Raw genomic sequence first — 21434 nt, forward strand, 5'->3', positions numbered from 1 at the left:
AATGGCACTTAAATATTTGATGGATGAGAATGTTACGCCCATTTATGCTACACAGCTTCGCCGGAAACGCCCCGATTTAGTAGTTTGGGCCGTGGGTGAAATTGGTACACCCCCAAAAAGCACCCTCGATCCGGAGATTTTGGTGTGGTGTGAGGAGCATAGCTTTATTTTGGTGACAAATAATCGCAAGTCAATGCCCGTGCATTTGGTAGATCATCTGGCTAAAGGTTGTCATATTCCAGGGATTTTCGTTTTGAATCAAGATTTAAGTATTGGGCAAAATATTGAGGAATTGATTTTGATTGTTGATGGTTCGTTTGATAACGAATACCAAGACCGAATCATTCATCTCCCCTTAACATAAATCCACACTCCGATCGCGATCTAGAGAATGCTTGGCGTTATTACGATCGCCACCACCAAGAAATCGATCGCCTCATTGTTGCTCATCAAACGGATGATTGAAAGGGTGAGGCTGTATTAAGAGTGAAAATTTTGCGATCGCCATCAGATTATGCGCGGGTGACCAGAAACCGGGTTTTTGCCCAGAAGACGCCATGCAGCCGTAGAAACCGGAAAAACCCGGTTTCTTGGGTTTTTCTCCGTAACTCCTATTTGTGTAGAAGCAATTTCCGTCGCCGATTTTTATCTTAACTTTTTCAGTTTCTTCAAGTGCGATCGTCTCAAATTTTCCACCAACCCCCGCAACTGACTCAAATTACCCGCTTCCCCGCCATACTTCCAGCGCACGTAAGCTTCCGAAACTTCATCAATCACCTCAGCTTCATCAGTTGCATGATTCCCGCGCATAGCCTCAGCATACTCCAAAGGCGTTTGAGCTTTCTGCTTGGCAAAACCCCTACTCGCCAAATCCTTCAGCATTTCCTGATAAACCCCCTCCACCGGCGGCAACTTCGCCAGCCAGCGGCGGTGGCGCCACTTGCGCCACACTTGCCAAATTAACCAGCCAATAAAGCCAAAGCCGATCGCAGCAATCAAACCAGTAAATAACCCCACCCAGCCCCTAGAAAACTGTCCCAGAAACCAGCCCACAATCAAACTTATCCAGCCAATTAGAAAACCTATAACTGAATCCAGCCCGCTTCTGAGAGGAGTCGGTAGCCAACCCGCGATCCACTTCCAAAACGATTCGATCGCACTAAAAGTCTGGTTGTCTTCCACCGAAGCCGGAATCAGCGGATAACCGGGAATCGGATTAAAAGCAAACCAGCCATTATTGGGAAAATATACCTCCGTCATCAAAAAAGCGTCGGTATTTTTCACAACATAGTAACCAGTAAACGGGTTGAATTCCCCCGTATCGAAACCGCCCACCAGCCGCGCCGGAATCCCGATCGACCTCAGCATAATGGTCAATACCGTCGAAAAGTGGTCTGGATATCCACCTGTAACTTTTTTGCCGTCCTGAGTGTTTTTGTAGCCAAACAGAAAAGCCTGGACTAAATCTTCACCTTCTTCTAAGTAAGGCAAAGCTTTTTCTATTTTGTAATTCGGATTTTGCTTTAAATATTGAGCCAAATACAAAGCTTTTTCGTAAGGAGAATCGATCGGTCTGTCCGACTGAGCTACTCTAGTTCTTGCCGCCAAGATTTCTTCAGTTTTTTCTCGCACCTTCTGGGCAATTTTCGGCGGCACATCCAAATAGAAGTTGCGAATATTTTTCGGATAATTAGTACCAGTTTTCCCCAACAAAGAGCGATCGCGAAAAGGCACATTAGAAATCACCGTATAAGTCACCCCGTCTCCCAATTCCACAGGCGCTCGCAAACCCCCCTCCGCATCAATGGCCACCTCTGGACTCGGAAAATAAAGTTCCTTCGGCTTGTTTAAAGCCGGAATCAAATTCGGCATTGGAGCAACAATAGTATAACTTTGAATCACCTCTTGAGTCCGAGGCGCATTCGGAAAAGGATTCAGATAAAATTGATAAGACCATCTAGGTCTATTCAGCTTTTGAGCTTGTTCGTTGCGAGAAATTTCCCAACCCTGACCGGTGTATTTGTCAAAGCCTAATACTCGCCAAAAACCCGCAGCCTGCGATCGCACCCGCATCACGACTTGAGGTTTCATTTCACCCCGCAAATTTTGATTAATGCGCTGGTTAAAACCGTAATAAAAAGTAGAGTCTACCTCTCCTGGCCCAGAGTCGGGGTTTCTCCCCCTTCCTCCGCCAGTTCCTTTTTCATTGCCCCCTCTAACATACCCCGGATTCAGAATGCTGCGCGAGTCAAACTCCCCCTGATATTCAATAGGAGCACTCACCGGAAAAGTCCGCAACTGATAGCCAGGGAGGCGCGGCAAAAACGCAAAAATAGTCAGCCCCAACCCGACAGTTATCAGCAGCAGCCAACCAAAATACTTTGGGGATAAAGTAGCAGCAAATAGCGACAGGCTTTCTTTTTTCCCTTTATCTTGTGCTTTTTCGCCAATGGCTTCTGGCTTCAAAAATCCCAAGCGCGATCGATAATCCAACACCAAAGTCGGAAGCGCTAAAGCCAAAAACACCAACAACAGCGGCGCAAAAGTCAAGGTTTGGCTGAGAGTCGCTGCTACCCCTAACAAAATTAGCCCGATTACCATCGAATAGCCCAAATCCTTGCGGCGGGGCAAATCGAAACTGTGCAGCACTTGAAGTTGGATTAACAGTTGCGCCAAAACTAACCGCGTATCATTCAATTCTCCCACCAAGCGGCTAAAAAAAGCGAACAGCGCCACCAGCATTCCAATAGCTATGCAGAACTTAGCAGCTACATTGCGATCGCGGCGGCGGTACCAACTCCAAGTTGCTCCCACAATACTAACAGGCACAGCCCACAGGTTCAGGGCTTCTTCAGCAGCAACGTCAGTAGCTACAATTCCCACAATCACCAACAACTGAACTAGGATTCGCAGCAGTAAAGAATCCTCAATCACCGGCGGAGGCATGGCCTCAATCTGCTCCCACAGCTTACCCAACACAGGTATATTTCGCAGGTTATCAGTTGTCATGTGCACCCATCCAACTATTTTAGATTTTAGATTTTAGATTTTAGATTGAATCCACAGATAAATCTGGGTTTTAACTAATATCTAAATCTTATTTCCCTGTCAAACGATTTTAGATTTTAGATTTTAGATTGAATCCACAGATAAATCTGGATTTTAACTAATATCTAAATCTTATTTCTCTGTCATTAGATTTTAGATTGAATCCACAGATGAATCTGGGGGCTTGAACTAATATCTAATTTTTTTGGCTTTCCACGACAGAAGTCGAGGGATTGCATCTGTTTTTGTGTGAGGTCAAACCAGAGAGTAAACACCTACCTTATTTACTCTAATTAGGCCTTTCTAGTTGCTATCTTGTCCTGCCAAAATTGGACGAATAGCAAACATCAAAGGTCGGGTCTCGAAGTTTTGGAATCGAACTTCTAGGGCATAAGTCTTGTTAGGTTGCGGGTCAAACAACTCCACACTTAAATGCCCCGAATTCGGACGATGTGCAGTTGCTTCGGCATCTCCTCCCTTGAGTTCCAAACTTCCTGCCCCCGGAAATTGGCACTCAACTCTTAAACACGGCATTGGCTGTTCTCTGTTGGGGTTCGACAGGTATTGAGCCTCCAGAGTCAGCGAACCCAAAGCAGTAAGCCACTCGCGCGAAATCGGCGGCTGATTCACATGACAATCGAGAGTTAGAGACTCAATGATTTCCTTGGCGGCCAACAGCGACAGCACCATTTGTTGATCGGTACTCGCCACTTCGTAATTCGGGAAATCTTCTAAATCTAGAAGTCCCCGTAAAGCACCTCGGAGCACTAAACCAGCTAATTCGTTGAGTTCGTGAGAATGGCCCGGAAATAAGCCATCTACAGCGCGAACTAACTTCGATCCTTGCCGCAGCGACGACATTACCAGTTCCTGACAAGGTTCTAGCAGTTGAGCAAAAACCCCTTGGGCGATCGGAATTGGCAGGCGGCCCCACCTGATATTTTGTAGTTGGGGAGTCCAGATGTGTAGGGGGGGAACCCATTGCGGGGCTACCTCGTCTGGGTAATCGTGGTCGTAGCTTTTGAATTCTGTTTCCCAGGGGAACAGCGGCGGGTTAGATTCAATTTCGGCTCTAAGCCTTTGTTTTAACAAGGTCTGAAAACGGTCTTGCACGGTCGGTATTTCTCCAATTGTCAGCGGTTGTGCGGGTGCATTGCTGTGCGCCCCCACTTGATAGTCCAGCGGGTCTGGTTCGTCCCATTCCCAGTATTCCACCCCGGAATTCTCTTCTGTATCGCCCCACTCTTGTGAGCGAGGGGATGGATTGAGGTTTTCCTCATCTTCGCTAGAGGCATTCGCGATCGGCGCCTGCAATATCCAGTCTAAAAAATGGCGATCGAAAGCCTCTGCATCCCTGTTCGTTTCGTTATTCATCACTAGATGCCCCTTCTCCGGAATCTGAACGATTTCGCAATTCCCACGCAAGTTCCAGCAATTTAAACCACCGCTTCTGTACCTGGGCTACCGTGCTACCCAGGGTTTGGGCGATCGCTGACTCTGACAGACCCTGTTGTTTCAACTTTAGCAAACGCTGTCCCTCTGGACCAATTTGCTCGCCAAACGCCTGCCACTGAGAAGGCAGCAAACCCAGATTTTGATCGAGGTCTGCTTCCAGCCACTGGTGAACGAGTTCCCAGCGGTGCGACATGGCGAACCTGAGCAAATGGTACTTGAAGCGCTGCTGCAAATAGTCTCTTTGGCGGGGAGTTATGCCCAGAAGCGACTCTATTTCATTAGTCGGCAAGTCTTGCAAGCGCAGCACGAAGTAATCGGCACATTCTTGTTGGTTGCGCTCTTTCAAGTAGGCGACTAATTCGTCAATCACCTTTTGCCGCAGAGATTCTGACTCGTCGCCTTGGGGACGAATTGCCGCCGAACCCTGTCCGGCCATCGCTTCCCGCACCGAGTGCACCGAGGTGTCGTTCCAAGTTTGGTCGGAATCTGAAGCGCCTCCGTCGGCGGCTTGTTCCATATCTACGGAGGTTTCTTTGGGCTGCTGCTGGGAAAAGGTTTGGGCCCGTAAAATAATTAGTTGCTGGCTGCGGTTCCGAGGTAAAGGAATGCGCCGCTTGCCAAAGCGCTCTACAAAGGCCATGTACTCTGCTAGTTCTAAGCGAGTGCGGGGACTGTAGGTGGGTGGCAGTTGGGTTTCGCGCCGGAATGCCTTTAAAGCTTCCAGATAAAATCCTTGCAAAAAATCTTTGATCAGTTCTACTCGCGCCTGATAGCTAGACTGCACCTGCGGAGGGGTTATGTAGCGATAGACGATCGCGCTGAGGGTACTGTGTAATTCTACTCTACCGGGCCCAGAGCCTAAATTGTAATAGTGGAGGCATTGTTGCAAGCGGTGCTGAGCGAGGCTCTGGGCTGAACCTTCTATATCTCCAGAGGCTTGAATCCGCTGGCTTTCAGTGCATATCCTGTTGACTTCTGCTGCGAGTCGCCCTGCTACATCTTGGCAGTTCTGCTCAGACGCGCGAGTGGACTTTTTAAGTTCGTCTAACAGCAGTTGAAATATGGTTTCCACGCTCTGGCAGATTTCCCGCATGATGGTTTACAGCTAACAATGAAAGTACCACAGTTAGTAAAAGTATGGATAAATCTTTCCTACTGCTACTTTACCGCGTATTCCCCAGATAGGACAAACTGCAACGTCCTCTATCTCCTCCTTCGCGCAAACACAGAGGACTGCTTTTTTTAATCTGTCCTGGAGGCGCCATCCGTTAAGAAACAGGTTTAAACAGTTGCCATAACGATGGTTCATCAGAGTGTCGGGTTTGACAAAGCCTTCATGGGGGCCCAAAACGCTACACTGTCGTTGATACCTTCGGCAAGCGTGCTGTGGTTGTCACAGCAGCGCAAGTCTTCCTGAAGGTGAAGCGAGCAAACAGGTTCTCTCATTCGGTCTACTAGATGGGGTCAAGGGTTAGAAACGGTTATATTTAATTCCCAGTCCCCTAGCCCGTCATTTAAAGCAGCCCACACACTTAATTGTGTGGGATGTTGGTTAACTGGGACATAAATTCCTTGATTTTTACTAACAATCATAGTGCAGCCTTTTTGTATAGCCCGATTGAGCGGGGACTCATCGGTTGCCCCATCCCTGTGTTTGCCAAACAAAGGCACTCCAGAACAATAAGTTTCATGGCATCTATCTAAGGGTATCTATATTGCGATTAATTTAACCTGAAATGCAGATATTTTACGAAAGTGCGATCGTCTTCGATCGTCCTCTGGGTTGATGTAAGTTGCTGGCGTAATTTGTTCTAATAAATGTAAAGTTAGAGTTGAAGGAAAAATTTTCAATGCGTAAGTTAAACATAGGCTTATCGGACGAGCAACGTGCAGGCGTTATCGAACTATTGAATCACGACCTGGCAGATGCTTATCTGCTGTTAATCAAAACCAAAAAGTATCACTGGGATGTAGTGGGCCCGCAGTTTCGATCGCTCCACCAGTTGTGGGAAGAACACTATCAGGCCTTAACACTAAATATCGATGCTATGGCCGAACGGGTCAGAACTTTAGGTGGCTATCCAATTGGTACTGCTGAGGGTTTTCTGAAGTATGGCTCGATTAAAGAACATATCGGCGATTTGCCTTTGGCTACGGAAATGGTATCGCGTTTAGTTGACGACCACGAATTGATTATTCGCAATCTCCGCCAACACGTCGAACAGTGCGGTGAAGAGTTTAAGGATGACGGAACCGCAGACTTTTTGACTGGTTTGATGGAACAGCACGAACAAATGGCTTGGATGTTGCGATCGTTTATTGAGGGGGAATCCCTTGCGCCAGACGGCCAGCACCCACAAGCTAAAACTCCTACAGCTTCTCACGCTTAGAAAGATTAAGTAGAAGGAAGAAGGAAGTTCGGTAACGGATTCTCTAACGGATGTAACGGATGTCAGTTCGATGGAAGTCGGAAGAAGGAAGAATGGAAAATTAAAATTCTTTTATTTAACCCTTTTTCCTGGTTCTTGACAGACCAACCAGGCAGAATTAAACGCCCTCTAGCTTCCTCAAAAACCCGGTTTATTCAAAAAACCGGGTTTTTCAATGTTGGGTTTATGTAGATTTTCGATTTCCTAAACTATTGAATCGCATTCTTTCGTCTACGTTCGACGGCAACATTCAGTGAACTTTCCTTCGCGTCTCAATCCTAGCAAGTGTCGTCCCTTCACTCGATTCTGATGCTTGTTTTAACTCTAACCCAGACTTAGTTGGCGGTGGAAATATTATTTTTACTATACTTTCTATTGACAGCACATACAAATTATGGCGTAAAAGAGTCATCAATGAATCTTCTGGAAAAACTCGATATAGCCAGAATAATGTACTGCGATGCTTGCCGTTACGGTTGCTTTTAACGGCTAAATTGTATATATAAAAACTGCTGTTAGACCAGCGATAAATATTGGCAGGAATTTCGGGATGTTGCTGCCGGACATCTGCCATAATTAGAGAGTGAGATTTTGCCATTGCTGCATAGTTGCTAGACATACTGCTGGCAATCTGCCGATAGCCAACTAAAAATTCTGGCACTACTTTAAATTGATAATGCTCAGCGATGCGGAGAAAAAGTTCCAAGTCTTCGCAGCCTTGGGCGTTTTCGGCTTTCAATTGGCAATTGTAACCGCCGACTCTCTCGAAACAAATGCGGCGGATCAGAGATGAGCTAGCATTACCCATAAAATATTTATAAACTAAAGCTTTGTATACTTCTCCTTCGATGGTGGAGTTGTAAAATCCACCTGTGAGTAAGTCTTTTTCGTTGATATCAAGTGACCAGGAATAGACAACTCCGACAGATGGTGCTGAGGAATTCAGGCAGTTAACTTGTTTTTCTAGGTTTTAGGGATACCAAATATCGTCGGTCTCGATGGGAGCAATATATTCGCCTTTTGATTTGTCAATTGCTAGGTTGCGAGCGACGGCGACGCCAGTATTTGACTGGTGGAATAAGCTGAATCGGCTATTTTTTTGAGCAAAAGATTGGACGATTTCGGCTGTTGTGTTGTATCTGTAGAGCCGTCGTCAACTACTAAAACTTCTATGTTTTGATAATTTTGATATCAGACAGACTCTAAGGTTTTAGCCATAAAATTTTTAGCGTTGAAAGCTGGTATGATGACTGAAACTAATGGCTGATTTAAAGTATTTTGGGAGGTGTTCATGTAATATAAAAAATGGTTTAGGTAAAAGTTTTAGTTCAAAGGGAGCTAGCTAAGGGTATGTTAGCAAATTACTAAAGCTCGATCGTACAGCGGGGGAAATTTTAAGGCGTATATTTAAAATATATTGCCAAAAGTCATAAAGTGTGCGTTGAGTCCCCAGTCGCGATCGATACTTTGTGCAGGAGTCACTCACGGATGAGGTCTGTAAAAGAAATTGTACGGCGCCAGTCCTGAGAGTTCGCGGGTATCCGTATAAACGATGTTTGATTTTATACGGTGTGCCTACTTATAAAATCAAAGTCTTGTGCATTCCAACAGAGCCGCACCCAAATGCTGCTGGGGCTTTTTCCCAACTTTACACAAACAATGATATATTTAAAGATTTTGTAAAGCTGTTGTCTACATCAGGTCAGTCTCAGCAAGATATGGCGTAAAATAGAGGTAAGAATGGGGAAAATCAAATCGAGAATACCAGCAAAAAATCTAGTTGAAGACAAACAGAAATCGAGTTATAAATAAAAAAGTAGAGCTGATTTACCCTTCGTAAAGTAGCACCAATAAAATTCCAGCAAATTTTAGCCCCTGCAATTTAAACACTTTAGGTAATGATTTCTACCGCCGACCCCACTGTATCCGTTATTATCCCAGTCCACAACGGGGGCTCTTACTTCCGCACCTGTTTGTCAAAACTGGCTCAAACTGTGCCCAGGCCGATCGAGATTATTGTAGTAGCAGATGGCGAAAGCGACGGTTCCTGGCGTCTAGCCAAGGAATTCGGCGCCAAAGTCATCAGGATTCCCGAATGCGGGGGGCCAGCGCGGGCAAGGAATTTGGGTGCCCAAGCTGCAAAGGGAGATATTCTGTTTTTTGTGGATGCTGATGTCGCTGTTTGTCCAGAAGCTGTGGGCTATGCGATATCGGTGTTCAAAAATAATCCCTACTTAGCTGCTTTCATTGGCTCTTACGACGATGCTCCCGGAGATCCTGATTTTCTATCGCAGTACAGGAACTTGCTGCACCACTACGTGCACCAAACAGGTAACGAAGAAGCTTCGACTTTTTGGGGCGCTTGCGGAGTGATTCGCCGGGAAATTTTTTTGCAGATGGGCGGCTTTAATGAGAGTTACCGCCAAGCTTCGATCGAAGATATTGAGTTCGGCTACCGTTTGAAACAAGCAGGTTATAACATTCGGCTGTGCAAAACATTGCAGGTGAAGCATTTAAAGCGGTGGAAACCTATGGGGATGGTGAAAGCTGACTTTTTCTACCGAGCGCTGCCTTGGACAGAACTGATTTGGCGCGATCGCCAATTGAATAACGACCTCAACTTGCAAGTTTCAAACCGCATCAGCGTGATTTTAACTTATGCAGTGGTGCTGGCAATTTTGGGGACGTGCTGGTCCCTGAGCTTTCTGCTACTGGCTGGTTTGCTCGCAATACCGCTGGTAGCAATTAATGCACCGCTTTACCGATTTTTTTACCGTAAACACGGTATCCTATTTGCCCTGAAAACAATTCCGTGGCACTGGCTTTTCTACTTTTACAGCGGACTGGCATTCGCGATCGGCACGGGTCGCTACTTATACCAAAAAAAGCCTGTGACTGGCAAAGTTAGTTTGCCGGTGTCCGCTCAATAAATCAAGGCCAATTGTGCTTAAACATCAGGTCGATCGATCGTTTCTCAGGGTATTCACGGGTGAATCTATCACTGTTACCGGAAATAATGGGATACAAGCCTCGCACTAAGCGGGCGACTTTTCTTTTGGTTTGAGTTTTTGGATATATTGTCTCACTACTTCAGCGGTAGTTATTTGTTTGCTCTCGGCATAAGCTTGGAGCCAGCCTAGTTCCTCATCTGTAAGCCTTACTTTAAAAGTGTTTTGTCTTGCCATTCGCGTCCGTAATAGGATACAATACTATTATGAAAGCACGTTATCGTTTTCGCGTCTACCCCACACCCTCGCAGCAGTTGGCACTCGCTAAACTGTTCGGGTGTGTGCGTGTGGTTTGGAATGATGGACTGGCTCACTGCAATGCTGAATATCGGGCAGGAGGTAAGAAACCGAGCAATGCTGCATTACAGAAGCAATTTATAACCCAAGCCAAAAAGGTAGCAGAAAGAGAATGGTTAACGGAGGTTTCTAACGTACCTCTGCAACAATCGCTCAATGATTTAGAACAGGCGTACCAAAACTTCTTTAAATCATGTAAGGGAGAGCGTAAGGGAAAAGCTGTTAAGCCACCACGGTTTAAGAAGCGTCGGGCTGCACAGTCTGCACGGTTTACTACCTTTGGTTTCAAGCTGCAAAATGATTCTCTCTATCTTGCCAAGATAGGCAAATTAGATGTAGTCTGGTCGCGTCCTCTCCCGTCTGAGCCTAGCTCGGTCACAGTGATTAGAGACGCAGCCCACCGCTATTTTGTCAGCTTCGTCGTGGAGATTGGGCCAGAAACTTTACCACCTACTGAAAACAGCGTGGGGGTTGACCTGGGCATAGCCACCTTTGCCACATTAAGCACTGGTGAAAAAGTAGATGCACTCCTGCCACTGAAAAAGCGTATTCAGCGTGTGAGGCGATTAGATAAAAACCTAGCCAGAAAGCAGCGAGGCTCTAAGCGGTACGAGAAGGCACAGCGACGGAGAGCCAGACAGTACGCCAAGCTTAAGGATACAAGAACAGACTTTCTGCATAAGTTATCAACCAGATTAATCCGCGAAAACCAAGCGGTAATTCTGGAAGATTTAAATGTCGCAGGCATGGTCAAGAACCGTAAGTTATCCCGCGCAATTAGCGATTTAGGGTGGCGACAGTTCAGAACATTTCTAGAAGGAAAAGCCCAAAAGTATGGGCGTGAATTTCGCATCATTAGTAGATGGGAACCTACCAGCCAGCGTTGCTCGTGTTGTAACGAGATTGGTGGCAAGAAGGAGCTATCTATTCGTGAGTGGAATTGTCTATTCTGTGGAGCAAGCCACGACCGCGATATCAATGCAGCGGTAAATATTAAAGTCGCCGGAGGGCATTCGGAGACTCAAAACGGATTGCAGAGGAAGCGTAAGACTAGCGCCAAGTTAGCCGCATCCGTTGAAGCGTCAACCCGCCCGGAGTTCATTCAACTCAGTTTGTTTGACCTGTCGGGAATCACCGCACCTGATAGTCGGTGAGGATGTCAAAAGTTATAAATAACTGTATAGTTTGGATAAAAAAGCTGGAGGTAGGCTGAGTGAAACATTATCCTGTTGCGATCGTCGGTGCAGGCCCTGCGGGCTTGACGGCAGCTTACGAGCTAGTCAAGCAAGGCATCATCCCTGTTGTACTAGAAAAAGGTGATAAAGTTGGGGGAATAGCTCGCACAGAAACCTACAAAGGCTATCGTTTCGACATTGGCGGCCACCGCTTTTATACTAAAGTTGAAGCCGTGCAGCAGTTGTGGCAAGAGGTACTGGGAAATGAGTTTATTAAAGTGCCACGATTGTCGCGAATTTTTTATCGAGGTAAATTTTTTAACTATCCAATCAGTGCCTTCAATACTCTCTTTAATTTGGGGATAATTGAGAGTACGCTCATTATTTTGAGCTATCTGAAAGTGAGAATTTGGCCACTTACGGAAGAAAAAACTTTTGAACAATGGGTGATCAATCGTTTTGGGGAACGCTTGTACAAAACATTTTTTAAGACTTACACTGAAAAAGTTTGGGGAATTCCCTGTTCAGAAATTCAAGCAGATTGGGCGGCGCAGCGGATTAAAGGATTGTCGCTGACAACAGCAATTATTAATGCTTTGTTTGGTAGCAACGACACTAAAACATTAATCAAAGAGTTTGATTATCCAGCTTTGGGGCCGGGGATGATGTGGGAAAAGTTCGCGGAAGCTGTGGAGAATAAAGACGGCAAGGTTTATCTCGATACTAAAGTGATTAGCTTTGAGCGTGAAGGTAATACGATTAAAAGTATTACTGCGGAGCAAAACGGAGAATTAGTTCAATATTCTGCTGATAATTTCATTACGAGTATGCCGATATCGGCGCTGGTAGCAAGAATGAAACCGCAGCCCCCCGAAGAGGTATTGCACGCCGCGCGATCGCTCAAATATCGAGATTTTTTGATTGTATCGCTGATTGTCGATCGCAAGGATTTGTTTCCTGACAACTGGATTTACATTCACTCCCCCGAAGTCAAAGTTGGACGCATTCAAAACTTTAAGAATTGGAGCGCCGCTTTAGTTCCAGACGCCAGCAAAAGTTGTTTAGGAATGGAATATTTCTGTAGCGTAGGCGATGAGATTTGGGAAATGTCGGACGCGGAACTTATCGAATTAGCAACTCGCGAGTTGGTGGGTTTGGGGTTAGCAACAACTGCTGAGGTGCAAGATGGAGTTGTCATACGGCAACTTAAAGCTTATCCCGTTTATGATGGGGAATATCGAGGACACTTGCAGGTACTTGAAGGTTTTTTGAAGGGATTTGAGAATTTGCAGACGATCGGGCGAAACGGTATGCACCGATACAACAACCAAGACCATTCCATGCTGACGGGGATGCTGGCTGTGAGAAATATTCTCGGCGAAAAGCACGATTTGTGGGATGTGAATACTGAGCGATCGTACTATGAAGATTTTAGTGTCGATCGCTCAAAAGAAAAAAGTGATTCGGATTTGATTTCGCAGTCAATATAGCCAGCCGACGGGATAGGGATGGCCATGAAAAAAGCGAATCTGCCAAACTTAATCGGCTTCGCAGCAAGCATCTTCGTGCTCCTGCTTTCAGTGCAGTGGTTTGTCCCTATCCAACTCGACTTAATCGAAGCGATAGCCGCGATCGCTTCTGCTTGGAGCGTTTGGCTGCTTGCTAAAAACAATCCCCTAGGCTGGTGGATCGGCTTAATCGGAGTTATCGCCTACGCTGCGGTGTTTTATCAAGTTAAACTGTACGGCGAAGTTGCGCTTCAATCCTTCTATTTGATCACGAGCTTCCAAGCAATTTATATTTGGCTGCGGGGTGGCGAAAACAGCACAGAAAAACCTGTATCTCGCATAAACCAACGCTGGCTCATCCTCACCGCAGTCTTCGTTACAGTTGGTGTATTTGGCTTGCGAACAGTATTAGTATATTTGGGCGGTGCAGCACCATTTTGGGACGCCCTGACCACCATCTTAAGCGCGATCGCCCAGTTGTATCTGATGGAACGCTATCTCGAAAGCTGGTATTTGTGGATTGTTGCAGACACGATTTACGTTCCCTTGTATGCCTCGCGCGGGCTATATCTGACGAGTATTTTGTACGCGATATTTTGCTTAATGGCAATTTTCGGACTGCAAAATTTTCAGCGGATTTACTCGGAACAAAAGTTAAAACAGCAGCAATCTTTATGATACTCGGTGTTACTGTAGGCAAATTTTACCCCTTCCACAAAGGACACGACTACTTAATTCGAGAAGCTAAAAAAAAGGTTGACCGTTTAATCGTTCTCGCCTGTTATAAAACAAATCAAGCAGTTGCAGGAAGCGTTAGAGCCGACTGGATTCGGTTTTTGCATCCCGATGCAGAAGTTATCGAAGTGCTCGACGATTTGCCGGAAGCCCCCGAACCTTGGGCTCAGAGGACTCTTGAGGTGCTTTCTGGGCGAAAACCCGATATCGCTTTTTCTTCAGAAGATTACGGCGAACCTTGGGCAAAACTGATGGGATCTCAACACTGTGCAGTCGATCGCGAACGGCTCAAATTCCCGATTTCTGGCACGCAATTGCGATCGCACCTAGCCGAACACTGGCAAATGCTGACTCCCCCAGCCAAGGCTTACTTTGCCAAACGAGTCTGCGTGCTGGGTGTAGAATCGAGTGGCACGACTACCCTGGCACGATCGCTCGCACAGCACTACCAAACTGCTTGGGTTCCCGAATACGGCAGGTGTTACTGGGAAGGCAGGCAATATTCGCCCGATCCTGAAATTTGGGACAGCTATGAATTTGTAGAAATTGCCAAGAAACAAGCTGCTATAGAAGACGATATTGCTACTCGCGCTAACAAAGTCGTTATCTGCGATACAGATTCTTTAGCTACTTGTATTTGGCACAAACGTTACCTTGGTTCGGAGCACCCAACGGTCGAGCAAATTGCAGACAGCCGCCGCTACGATTTGTATATTTTGACTCAGCCGGATTTCGGGTTTGTTCAGGATGGAACGCGAGAAAGCGAACATTTACGAATGAGTATGCACCAACAGTTTGTGGAAGTTCTTCAGAATAAAGGAAAGCGGTATATTACTGTGGGAGGAACGCATGAGTTGCGAATGTCGGAGGCAATTGGAGCGATCGATTCAGTGTTGGTGTTTGAACCGTTAAAGGAGCTAGAGAATTAGGAATAAGTGGAGTGCGAGCGCGCACCTTTTATTTGCGGGCGATCGCTCTTTTGAAATATCTCTTGCTTCTCTAGATATCTATTAGAATAGTCGAACTAGGCGATTAAAAGGATTGCAGGGAAACGATTCATGAAACTCACGGATTTGCCCCAAGATGTTCTCGATGATTTATGTCAGGATCGACAGTGGCGATTAGATATCGATCCAGGATTTGACAGCAAACACGAATTTTGGATGGCGTGGCATCATTTTCTCAAGTTACCGCAGGAATCCTACTTTGAGATATCCGAAGATAGTCTGGCAGATTTTCTCACAGTCCAAGAGTATAACCTGCTGCTGCCAGTGCCGCGATCGCACCATGCCTGCATCCATCCCATTCGATTGATTCCGAGTGCTGACCAACAGACACTCACCCTGTTTCTTCAGGACTCTTACCATCGTGATTGGTTCACAAAGCCCAGCGATGCCCGTTATGGATTTCTGGCGATATGCGATCGCTATCAGAAGTTTGGTTGCGATTTCTATCTTGCCAGCTATTATCATTTCGCTTACCTCCTCGGAAAGGATTACGAAGTGGCTGTAGCGATTCTTACTCAAAAATTAGGTGAGCTACCGTAGTTGATGTCCGATTGAATGATATCGATTAAGATTAGTTTGTAGTGAGGACTAAAGTCCTTCGATCCTGCGGACTAAAGTCCTCACTACAAACCGGATCGATCGCCCTCAAGCGCTAAGCGGAGGAATTTGACCGGGCATGATATCAAGTATCATCAGCTAACGGTGGCAGTAATGCCTCTAATTGCACGAGTAAACCAGGCAAAACACTTGTAACAATATTCCAAATAACTTCTGGTCTCACTTGGTCATAACGGTGAACTAAAATATTGCGTAAGTTAATCGCATTTCGCCAATCAATTTCGGGATGAAACTGCTGAAACTCGATCGAAACTCTGCGAGCTGCTTCGCCCAAAATCCCCAACTGCCGCTCTACGGCACTTTGCATAAAAACACTTTCCAGGTAAGTGTCGCAAGAAGCATCCGCCGTAAACTCTTGAATCCGACGGATTGCCTGCGCCATGTTCCAAAGTGAAACACTATCCCGATCGTTGGCTTGCATAAATCACTCGATAGGTTTTCAAAATGTTCGATCGCAGATAGGGATTTTCTAACAGCTTTTTTTCCACCAAATCTACAGAACGGTGAAATAAATCCTCTATCTCTTCCTGCATACTCAATAAATGAGACAGCGTGAGGCGGTGGGATGGCTCGTAAGTAACTAATACATCCACATCGCTATCAGGGCGAAAATCATCCCGCAGCACCGAGCCAAACAGGGCAAACTCGATAATGTTCCAGCGCTGGCAAAATTGTGCGATCGCATCTAAAGAAACTTTTAGGCGATCGCTCACTACATATTCTAAATCCGATTGCAACTCAATCATGCGCGAGGAAACCTCCAACGAGAGCAACTAACGTCTGAGTTAAAGTGAAGCAATGGCATCGCTAACTTTCACCATGAGAGTCATCGGATCGATCGGCGAAACAGTAAACCCGCACTTCTGATAAAACTGCTTCGCATCTTCGGAGATAGCGTGTACGAGAATTGCCCGTATCCCTGCAATCTCAGCAGCTTGCAAAGTGCGAAGAATTGCATCCCGCAGCAAAGCACGTCCGATGCCGAGGCCTTGCCAATCCCGATCGCAGGCAAGCCGTCCAATCACCATAACAGGAATCGGATCGGGCATATTGCGCCGGACTTTACCCGTTGCAGTAGTTTGTGCTATTGCTCCATTTGCAAGACAATAGTACGCAATGACTGCTTGGCGATCGCACAAAACATAAGTCCGTGAAGCCCCCTCTGACTCATTTTTCAGAGCGCGGCGCTTGAGCCATTCATCTAATTGACTGTTGCCTGAATCAAAGGTCTCAATTTGATGTAACGAGTTCAGTTTTTCAGGCGGGCAGAGTTGGCCTAAATCTCGATCTAATCCCACGGAGATTTTGTTTTTAGTAATGCGTTTAGCTTCTGATTTGGCGTCGGCGGCGCATCCAGCAGGGCCAAAAATTGCTTAAATTTAAGTTCATCTAACCCAAAAAAACAGCGGTCTAGAATCACATCTTGAGCTTTTTGGTAAGCTGATTCAAGCATGAACTCCGATCGGCTCTTTCCCTGTAATTGGGCCGCGCGATCGATTACAGCGCGTTGATTCGGCTTAGCTCGAATGTTGATTGTCACATCGCGGGTCTGGCTGACTGATTCTTCAGATGCTGGCGGGTGCATAACAGTTACCTCTGGCTAGACACAGTAGTAATTTGAGCTAGTAGCCCTAGCATATTTATATGCTAATTTTTTGTATACACAATGTCAACACATATACTGAAATCTGCGATCGCGGATCTAGTTAACCGCGAGGGAATCGTGAACTCACGCATTGTACGGGCAGCCCCCGCCGCCGCTGATACAGGATCGCTCGGCCTAAGTCCTGATGTTGCCTTTCTAGGTCTGTTTTTGATAGTTGACACAAATTTTTTAAACTTGTGCTAACCCTTGACTACATACTTAAAACAGTGAAAATATGCTAAGACGCAAGCAACAAACGAACCAACCTATGAAGTTTTCCCAGAAGTCAGGGGGCAAAAGTGCCACATCCCCAAAAATCAACTCAACACACAATCTCGGCGTCGGAGGATTGCGGAAATTACTTTTTGCCGCCGGAATAGCCTCTCTGTGCGCTAGCTGTCAAAATCCTCAAGCACCCACCGCCACAACTCCCGGAGGCAGCCCCGGAACCAGTCCTGCAGCCACTCCCGTCGCAGTCAGCAGCCCCGGAGACCCAAATACTGTCAAAATTGTCTCCATGCTGCCGATGACAGGCAGCGCCTTGGGTCAAGCTCAAACAATGGTCAACGGCATCCAACAAGCCCTCGCCGAAACCAACTCCAAAGCTTGCGACGGCAAAATCCAAATCCAATACGAAGTTTACGATGACGCCACCGCCGCGGCCGGCAAATGGGACCCCGCCCAAGTAACCTCGAACTCCAACAAAGCCGTCGCTGACGCTTCGGTAGTTGCCGTCATCGGTCACTATAACTCCGGTGCCGCCAAACTTTCCATTCCCGTGCTCAACCAAGCTAACATCGTCATGATCAGTCCGGCCAACACTTATCCGGGACTGACTAAACCAGGAAAAGGCGAAGCCAAAGAACCCAACGTTTATTATCCCGCTGGCACTCGTAATTTCACCCGCGTTGTCCCCGCTGACGACCTTCAAGGGGCTGTAGCTGGCAACTGGGCGAAATCTTTAGGCGTACAAAAAGTCTACATTCTCGACGACCAAGAACTCTACGGCAAAGGCATCGCTGATGTTTTTGAAGCAACTTCTAAAAAGTTGGGAATTCAAGTCCTCGGAAGAGAGGGAATTGATATTAAAGCTAGCGACTATAAGGCGTTAATGAATAAGATCAAAGCTTTAAATCCCGACATGATTTACTTCGGTGGCACTACTCAGAGCAACGCCGGACAAATAATTAAAGACATGAGAAATGTTGGGATGGCGGCTGATGCAGTTAAGTTCATGGGGCCCGACGGCATTAAAGAGCAAGCTTTAATTGACGCGGCGGGCAAAGATGCCGAAGGAATTTACGCTACTTTTGGTGGCTTGCCTCCTCAAGAATTGACTGGTGCGGGCGCGAAGTGGTACGAAAGTTACAAGGCAAAATATAATGCTGAACCGGAAGCTTATGCAGCTTATGCCTATGAAGCTGCTAAAGTTGCGATCGGCGCAATTAATAAAGTTTGCAAAAATGACCGCGCTGCTATCCGCGAAGCTGTCTTGGCAACTAAAGACTTTAACGGGGTACTCGGCACTTGGAGTTTTGACACCAACGGCGACACGAGCTTGACTACAATGTCAGGAAATGTGGTTAAAGGTGGCAAGTGGGAGTTCGTGAATGCGCTCAAGACGGAATAATTAGTCAGTTGTCAGTTGACTGTTGTCAGTTGACTGTTGACTGTTGTCAGTTGACTGTTGGCTGTTGACTGTTGTCAGTAGTGATTTTAACTGGTTCCTAAGCAGAGCCTAGGAACCAATGTCACTCTTGGCCGGCTGGGCTTTCCGATCCGAAAAATTGGAGGTAGAGCCTCCGAATCCGCGTTTCTAATATCTGCCTAGAAACGAGTAGAATGAATGTTCCTAATGCCCAATTTCCAATTCCCCATTACGAATAATTATGAAAAACTGGAAAAGTATTCTCTTATATGTAGGTGTAGTTTATATAGTTTTGCTATTAGGCCCGCTCGCAGGATTTGATTTGCCAAAAATAGTTGGTGAAATAGTCAGCAATCCCGAAGTTTTTATCCAACAATTATTAGTTGGTCTTGTTAACGGCGCGCTGATTGCAATTATTGCTTTGGGTTACACTATGGTTTATGGCATTATTGAGTTAATCAATTTTGCTCACGGCGACTTGTATATGTTGGGTGCTTTTGCTTCCCTAACCGTGTTCGGGGCTTTTGGGATGCAAGATGGCGCACCTTTGGCTATTGCTATACCGGTGATGTTAGTTGCTTTAATTGTATGTTCGGTGTTTTGTGCTGGGTTGAATATTGTTGTGGAAAAGTATGCTTATCGACCTTTGCGAAATGCTCCTCGTTTAGCTCCTTTAATTTCGGCAATTGGAGTTTCTTTTATTTTCCAAAATATGGGGCTGTTTTGGGGAGGATTGAAAGCTTTTATTCCGGTGATGGGTTCTAATTCTGCTGCGCCGAAAAGTTTTCCCGATTTGTTGCCGCGAGTTGATATTTTCAAAGCTTTGGGAATTCAAACGAGTATTGTATTTACTACGAAAGATTTAATTGTGTTGGTGGTGGCGGTGGTATTGATGGTTTTGCTTCATGTGTTTGTGCAATACACTCGTCTGGGAAAGGCGATGCGGGCAACTGCTCAAAGCCGGGATGCTGCTAAAATTATGGGAATTAATGTGGATCAGATTATTGCTCTGACTTTTTTGATTGGGGGAGCTTTGGCGGGTTCGGCGGGGATTCTGGTTGGTCTGTACAACAATACTATTGTTTTTACGATGGGGTTTACGGCGGGTTTGAGGGCTTTTACGGCAGCAGTTTTGGGGGGAATTGGCAATATTGTCGGGGCGATGTTGGGGGGGGTTTTGATTGGGTTGCTTTCGTCTTTGAGCGATCAGTATTTGTCGAGCCGCTGGACTAATGCTTGGGTGTTTGGGGTTTTGGTGGTGATTTTGGCTTTTCGGCCTGGGGGTTTGTTGGGAGAAAATGTTCAGGAAAAGGTTTAATTGGGAAATGGAAAAAGGGGAATATGTCAAACAAGATAATTCAAGCAATTTAACTGGTTCCCAGGGTCGGCTTGGGAACTGATGTCTAGAGGCTCTGCCTCGCATCACCAAATCTGCTAATTATAGCAATATTGTGATAAAGTAAATGTGGATGACGAGGGTCGAAAACTGTGCCCGAAACAAAAGTTATTTTTTATCAAGATCGAGAAGGCGCGGCTCCAGTTCTGGAATGGCTTAAGATACTCCTGAAGCACGATCGCAAAGGCTATGCCAACTGTGTTGCGCGAATTCAACAACTAGCAAGTACAGGTTACGAGTTACGACGACCTGTGGCAGATTACCTGCGTGACGGAATTTATGAATTACGGGCAAAGCATCTCCGAGTGCAGTATCGCATTTTGTACTTCTTTAATGGGCAGAATGTAGCAATTTTGGCTCATGCCATCACAAAAGATGAGGATCGAGTCCCTGATACAGAGATTGAGCGGGCAATTCAGCAAAAGGCTCAATTTGAAGCCAATCCAGCAGTTCATACCTATGTGGAGGAAACAGAAGATGGCGAAGACGAATGATGCACTGAAGATCCTTCAACAAATGACCTCTGAAGATCCTGAAATGGAGGAAATGATTAAAGAATCCTCTTTCAATGCAGAACTTGCACAACTGATTTATCGTGCTCGGACGCAAGCAGGATTGACCCAACAGCAACTTGCCGATCGCATTGGGACAAAACATTCGGTGATTGCGGAGCTTGAAGATGCTGAGTATGAGGAACACTCGCTTTTAATGCTGCAAAAAATTGCACGTGCGCTCAATCAGCGATTGGAGGTTCAACTGATCCCGATCGCCCTTGAGGAAAATCGCACTGAGCAGCGTAGTGCGTAAATTAAGAAATGAGTATGCGCGATCGCCTATTATTTACTCAATTCCACTATTTTCGGTTCGATACTAAAGCCAGGTTTGAGCCAGCCAAAAACTTCGCCTAAAGTCAACTGCATTTCCGGCATAAAATTGGGCATCGGGAGTATATCTGTTGGTTCTTGCAAGGAAATCGGCTGCTGCCTTGCGGGATAGGCTAAAATGTTTTTTTCATCGGGATCGAGCAACCAACCCATCTGGCAACCGGCATTCAAACAGTGCAAAATATTGTTTGTGACTTTGGTTTGGCTTTGGGCTGGGGACAAAATTTCTATTGTCCAGTCTGGGTGAGCATTAAATGTATTGGCAATTTCGCCGTCAGCGTCTAGGGGAATGCGATTCCAAACAAAAATCGCGACATCGGGGACAATAGAACGTCCGCCAAAGGTGCAGCGAAGTTCTGGAAATGCCCAAGCAATCCGCTGAGGTTTGCCCGCTGCATTAACCCTCGTGATAAGTTCTCCCTGAATTGTGCTGTGTTTTCCTTGTGGCATAGGTTTTTGTAAAATCGCACCTTTGATGTATTCGCTAGCGGGTTTGGTTTCTGGGAGTTGCAAAAACTCGTCGAGGGTGATAGTTTTTTGAGGTGCTTGTACCATATAGCGATCGCCCGTTTGAAGTGTGT

At 46.1% G+C, this 21434-nt stretch carries 23 protein-coding genes; 12 read left to right on the forward strand and 11 right to left on the reverse strand.

Annotated features, from left to right (window positions below):
• Position 1 precedes the first annotated feature (1 nt).
• The gene (locus QUB12_RS06400) at positions 2-364 is read left to right on the forward strand and encodes a DUF5615 family PIN-like protein (protein ID WP_333053246.1); all 363 of its coding nucleotides are present in this window, start codon (positions 2-4) and stop codon (positions 362-364) included.
• A 281-nt stretch (positions 365-645) separates the two neighbouring features.
• Here QUB12_RS06400 and QUB12_RS06405 read toward each other — a convergent pair whose 3' ends face one another.
• The 3 genes from QUB12_RS06405 to hetZ all read right to left on the reverse strand — a co-directional run bounded on the left by QUB12_RS06405 (position 646) and on the right by hetZ (position 5596).
• Positions 646-3009, reverse strand: a complete 2364-nt coding sequence (locus QUB12_RS06405; RefSeq protein WP_333306027.1) for a transglutaminaseTgpA domain-containing protein — start codon at positions 3007-3009, stop codon at positions 646-648.
• Between the two features lie 342 nt (positions 3010-3351).
• Complete coding sequence (locus QUB12_RS06410; protein ID WP_333143823.1) at positions 3352-4422, reverse strand: hypothetical protein; 1071 nt, start codon at positions 4420-4422, stop codon at positions 3352-3354.
• Positions 4415-5596, reverse strand: coding sequence for a heterocyst differentiation protein HetZ (gene hetZ / locus QUB12_RS06415; RefSeq protein WP_333143822.1), 1182 nt, complete (start codon positions 5594-5596; stop codon positions 4415-4417). Before hetZ ends, QUB12_RS06410 begins: the two co-directional genes overlap by 8 nt.
• A 757-nt stretch (positions 5597-6353) precedes the next feature.
• Between hetZ and QUB12_RS06420 the strand changes: the two genes are divergently transcribed.
• Complete coding sequence (locus tag QUB12_RS06420) at positions 6354-6893, forward strand: Dps family protein (protein ID WP_333108980.1); 540 nt, start codon at positions 6354-6356, stop codon at positions 6891-6893.
• Positions 6894-7182: 289 nt separating this feature from the next.
• Here QUB12_RS06420 and QUB12_RS06425 read toward each other — a convergent pair whose 3' ends face one another.
• On the reverse strand, positions 7183-7878 hold the full coding sequence (locus tag QUB12_RS06425) for a hypothetical protein (RefSeq protein WP_333300587.1): 696 nt from the start codon (positions 7876-7878) through the stop codon (positions 7183-7185).
• A 24-nt stretch (positions 7879-7902) separates the two neighbouring features.
• Positions 7903-8052 carry a glycosyltransferase gene (locus tag QUB12_RS06430; RefSeq protein ID WP_333143837.1) on the reverse strand — a complete coding sequence of 50 codons (150 nt, stop codon included), beginning with the start codon at positions 8050-8052 and terminating at the stop codon, positions 7903-7905.
• 778 nt (positions 8053-8830) lie between these two features.
• Here QUB12_RS06430 and QUB12_RS06435 point away from each other — a divergent pair.
• Positions 8831-9862 (forward strand): glycosyltransferase family A protein, encoded by a 1032-nt coding sequence (locus tag QUB12_RS06435; RefSeq protein ID WP_333143821.1) that lies wholly within the window; start codon positions 8831-8833, stop codon positions 9860-9862.
• A gap of 105 nt (positions 9863-9967) precedes the next feature.
• Here QUB12_RS06435 and QUB12_RS06440 read toward each other — a convergent pair whose 3' ends face one another.
• On the reverse strand, positions 9968-10117 hold the full coding sequence (locus QUB12_RS06440) for a CopG family transcriptional regulator (RefSeq protein WP_333143820.1): 150 nt from the start codon (positions 10115-10117) through the stop codon (positions 9968-9970).
• A gap of 29 nt (positions 10118-10146) precedes the next feature.
• Between QUB12_RS06440 and QUB12_RS06445 the strand changes: the two genes are divergently transcribed.
• From QUB12_RS06445 to QUB12_RS06465, 5 genes are all read left to right on the forward strand, one after another.
• On the forward strand, positions 10147-11391 hold the full coding sequence (locus QUB12_RS06445) for an RNA-guided endonuclease TnpB family protein (protein ID WP_333143819.1): 1245 nt from the start codon (positions 10147-10149) through the stop codon (positions 11389-11391).
• A 59-nt stretch (positions 11392-11450) separates the two neighbouring features.
• Complete coding sequence (locus tag QUB12_RS06450) at positions 11451-12902, forward strand: NAD(P)/FAD-dependent oxidoreductase (RefSeq protein ID WP_333143818.1); 1452 nt, start codon at positions 11451-11453, stop codon at positions 12900-12902.
• A gap of 24 nt (positions 12903-12926) precedes the next feature.
• A complete protein-coding gene (pnuC, locus tag QUB12_RS06455) occupies positions 12927-13598 on the forward strand; it encodes a nicotinamide riboside transporter PnuC (RefSeq protein ID WP_333143817.1) in 672 nt (223 codons plus the stop codon).
• Complete coding sequence (locus QUB12_RS06460; protein WP_333306029.1) at positions 13595-14584, forward strand: AAA family ATPase; 990 nt, start codon at positions 13595-13597, stop codon at positions 14582-14584. Before pnuC ends, QUB12_RS06460 begins: the two co-directional genes overlap by 4 nt.
• 129 nt (positions 14585-14713) lie before the next feature.
• Complete coding sequence (locus QUB12_RS06465) at positions 14714-15202, forward strand: hypothetical protein (protein WP_333306031.1); 489 nt, start codon at positions 14714-14716, stop codon at positions 15200-15202.
• Positions 15203-15344: 142 nt separating this feature from the next.
• Here the strand turns inward: QUB12_RS06465 and QUB12_RS06470 are convergent, their stop codons facing one another.
• Genes QUB12_RS06470 through QUB12_RS06485 form a run of 4 tightly spaced genes read right to left on the reverse strand, consistent with a single transcriptional unit; the run spans position 15345 to position 16865 of the window.
• On the reverse strand, positions 15345-15701 hold the full coding sequence (locus QUB12_RS06470) for a HepT-like ribonuclease domain-containing protein (RefSeq protein ID WP_333306033.1): 357 nt from the start codon (positions 15699-15701) through the stop codon (positions 15345-15347).
• A complete protein-coding gene (locus QUB12_RS06475; protein WP_333306036.1) occupies positions 15679-16026 on the reverse strand; it encodes a nucleotidyltransferase domain-containing protein in 348 nt (115 codons plus the stop codon). Before QUB12_RS06475 ends, QUB12_RS06470 begins: the two co-directional genes overlap by 23 nt.
• A 39-nt stretch (positions 16027-16065) precedes the next feature.
• Positions 16066-16578 (reverse strand): GNAT family N-acetyltransferase, encoded by a 513-nt coding sequence (locus tag QUB12_RS06480; protein ID WP_333306038.1) that lies wholly within the window; start codon positions 16576-16578, stop codon positions 16066-16068.
• Positions 16569-16865, reverse strand: coding sequence for a DUF1778 domain-containing protein (locus QUB12_RS06485; RefSeq protein WP_333306040.1), 297 nt, complete (start codon positions 16863-16865; stop codon positions 16569-16571). Before QUB12_RS06485 ends, QUB12_RS06480 begins: the two co-directional genes overlap by 10 nt.
• Positions 16866-17160: 295 nt before the next feature.
• Between QUB12_RS06485 and QUB12_RS06490 the strand changes: the two genes are divergently transcribed.
• From QUB12_RS06490 to QUB12_RS06505, 4 genes are all read left to right on the forward strand, one after another.
• Positions 17161-18555 carry a branched-chain amino acid ABC transporter substrate-binding protein gene (locus tag QUB12_RS06490; protein WP_333143811.1) on the forward strand — a complete coding sequence of 465 codons (1395 nt, stop codon included), beginning with the start codon at positions 17161-17163 and terminating at the stop codon, positions 18553-18555.
• 259 nt (positions 18556-18814) lie between these two features.
• The gene (locus QUB12_RS06495) at positions 18815-19891 is read left to right on the forward strand and encodes a branched-chain amino acid ABC transporter permease (protein ID WP_333306042.1); all 1077 of its coding nucleotides are present in this window, start codon (positions 18815-18817) and stop codon (positions 19889-19891) included.
• A gap of 170 nt (positions 19892-20061) precedes the next feature.
• Positions 20062-20463 carry a type II toxin-antitoxin system RelE/ParE family toxin gene (locus QUB12_RS06500; protein WP_333143809.1) on the forward strand — a complete coding sequence of 134 codons (402 nt, stop codon included), beginning with the start codon at positions 20062-20064 and terminating at the stop codon, positions 20461-20463.
• A 22-nt stretch (positions 20464-20485) separates the two neighbouring features.
• A complete protein-coding gene (locus QUB12_RS06505) occupies positions 20486-20776 on the forward strand; it encodes a helix-turn-helix transcriptional regulator (RefSeq protein WP_333300584.1) in 291 nt (96 codons plus the stop codon).
• Between the two features lie 29 nt (positions 20777-20805).
• Here the strand turns inward: QUB12_RS06505 and QUB12_RS06510 are convergent, their stop codons facing one another.
• The gene (locus QUB12_RS06510) at positions 20806-21408 is read right to left on the reverse strand and encodes a Uma2 family endonuclease (protein ID WP_333143807.1); all 603 of its coding nucleotides are present in this window, start codon (positions 21406-21408) and stop codon (positions 20806-20808) included.
• Between the last annotated feature and the right edge of the window lie 26 nt (positions 21409-21434).

The organism is Microcoleus sp. B7-D4 (assembly GCF_036705125.1).
GTDB lineage: Bacteria > Cyanobacteriota > Cyanobacteriia > Cyanobacteriales > Microcoleaceae > Microcoleus.

Coding starts and splice junctions, on each gene's coding strand:
- QUB12_RS06400 (WP_333053246.1), top strand. CDS start 2: ATGGCACTTAAATATTTGATGGATGAGAATGTTACGCCCATTTATGCT.
- QUB12_RS06405 (WP_333306027.1), bottom strand. CDS start 3,009: ATGACAACTGATAACCTGCGAAATATACCTGTGTTGGGTAAGCTGTGG.
- QUB12_RS06410 (WP_333143823.1), bottom strand. CDS start 4,422: ATGAATAACGAAACGAACAGGGATGCAGAGGCTTTCGATCGCCATTTT.
- hetZ (WP_333143822.1), bottom strand. CDS start 5,596: ATGCGGGAAATCTGCCAGAGCGTGGAAACCATATTTCAACTGCTGTTA.
- QUB12_RS06420 (WP_333108980.1), top strand. CDS start 6,354: ATGCGTAAGTTAAACATAGGCTTATCGGACGAGCAACGTGCAGGCGTT.
- QUB12_RS06435 (WP_333143821.1), top strand. CDS start 8,831: ATGATTTCTACCGCCGACCCCACTGTATCCGTTATTATCCCAGTCCAC.
- QUB12_RS06440 (WP_333143820.1), bottom strand. CDS start 10,117: ATGGCAAGACAAAACACTTTTAAAGTAAGGCTTACAGATGAGGAACTA.
- QUB12_RS06445 (WP_333143819.1), top strand. CDS start 10,147: ATGAAAGCACGTTATCGTTTTCGCGTCTACCCCACACCCTCGCAGCAG.
- pnuC (WP_333143817.1), top strand. CDS start 12,927: ATGAAAAAAGCGAATCTGCCAAACTTAATCGGCTTCGCAGCAAGCATC.
- QUB12_RS06460 (WP_333306029.1), top strand. CDS start 13,595: ATGATACTCGGTGTTACTGTAGGCAAATTTTACCCCTTCCACAAAGGA.
- QUB12_RS06465 (WP_333306031.1), top strand. CDS start 14,714: ATGAAACTCACGGATTTGCCCCAAGATGTTCTCGATGATTTATGTCAG.
- QUB12_RS06470 (WP_333306033.1), bottom strand. CDS start 15,701: ATGCAAGCCAACGATCGGGATAGTGTTTCACTTTGGAACATGGCGCAG.
- QUB12_RS06475 (WP_333306036.1), bottom strand. CDS start 16,026: ATGATTGAGTTGCAATCGGATTTAGAATATGTAGTGAGCGATCGCCTA.
- QUB12_RS06485 (WP_333306040.1), bottom strand. CDS start 16,865: ATGCACCCGCCAGCATCTGAAGAATCAGTCAGCCAGACCCGCGATGTG.
- QUB12_RS06490 (WP_333143811.1), top strand. CDS start 17,161: ATGCTAAGACGCAAGCAACAAACGAACCAACCTATGAAGTTTTCCCAG.
- QUB12_RS06495 (WP_333306042.1), top strand. CDS start 18,815: ATGAAAAACTGGAAAAGTATTCTCTTATATGTAGGTGTAGTTTATATA.
- QUB12_RS06505 (WP_333300584.1), top strand. CDS start 20,486: ATGACCTCTGAAGATCCTGAAATGGAGGAAATGATTAAAGAATCCTCT.
- QUB12_RS06510 (WP_333143807.1), bottom strand. CDS start 21,408: ATGGTACAAGCACCTCAAAAAACTATCACCCTCGACGAGTTTTTGCAA.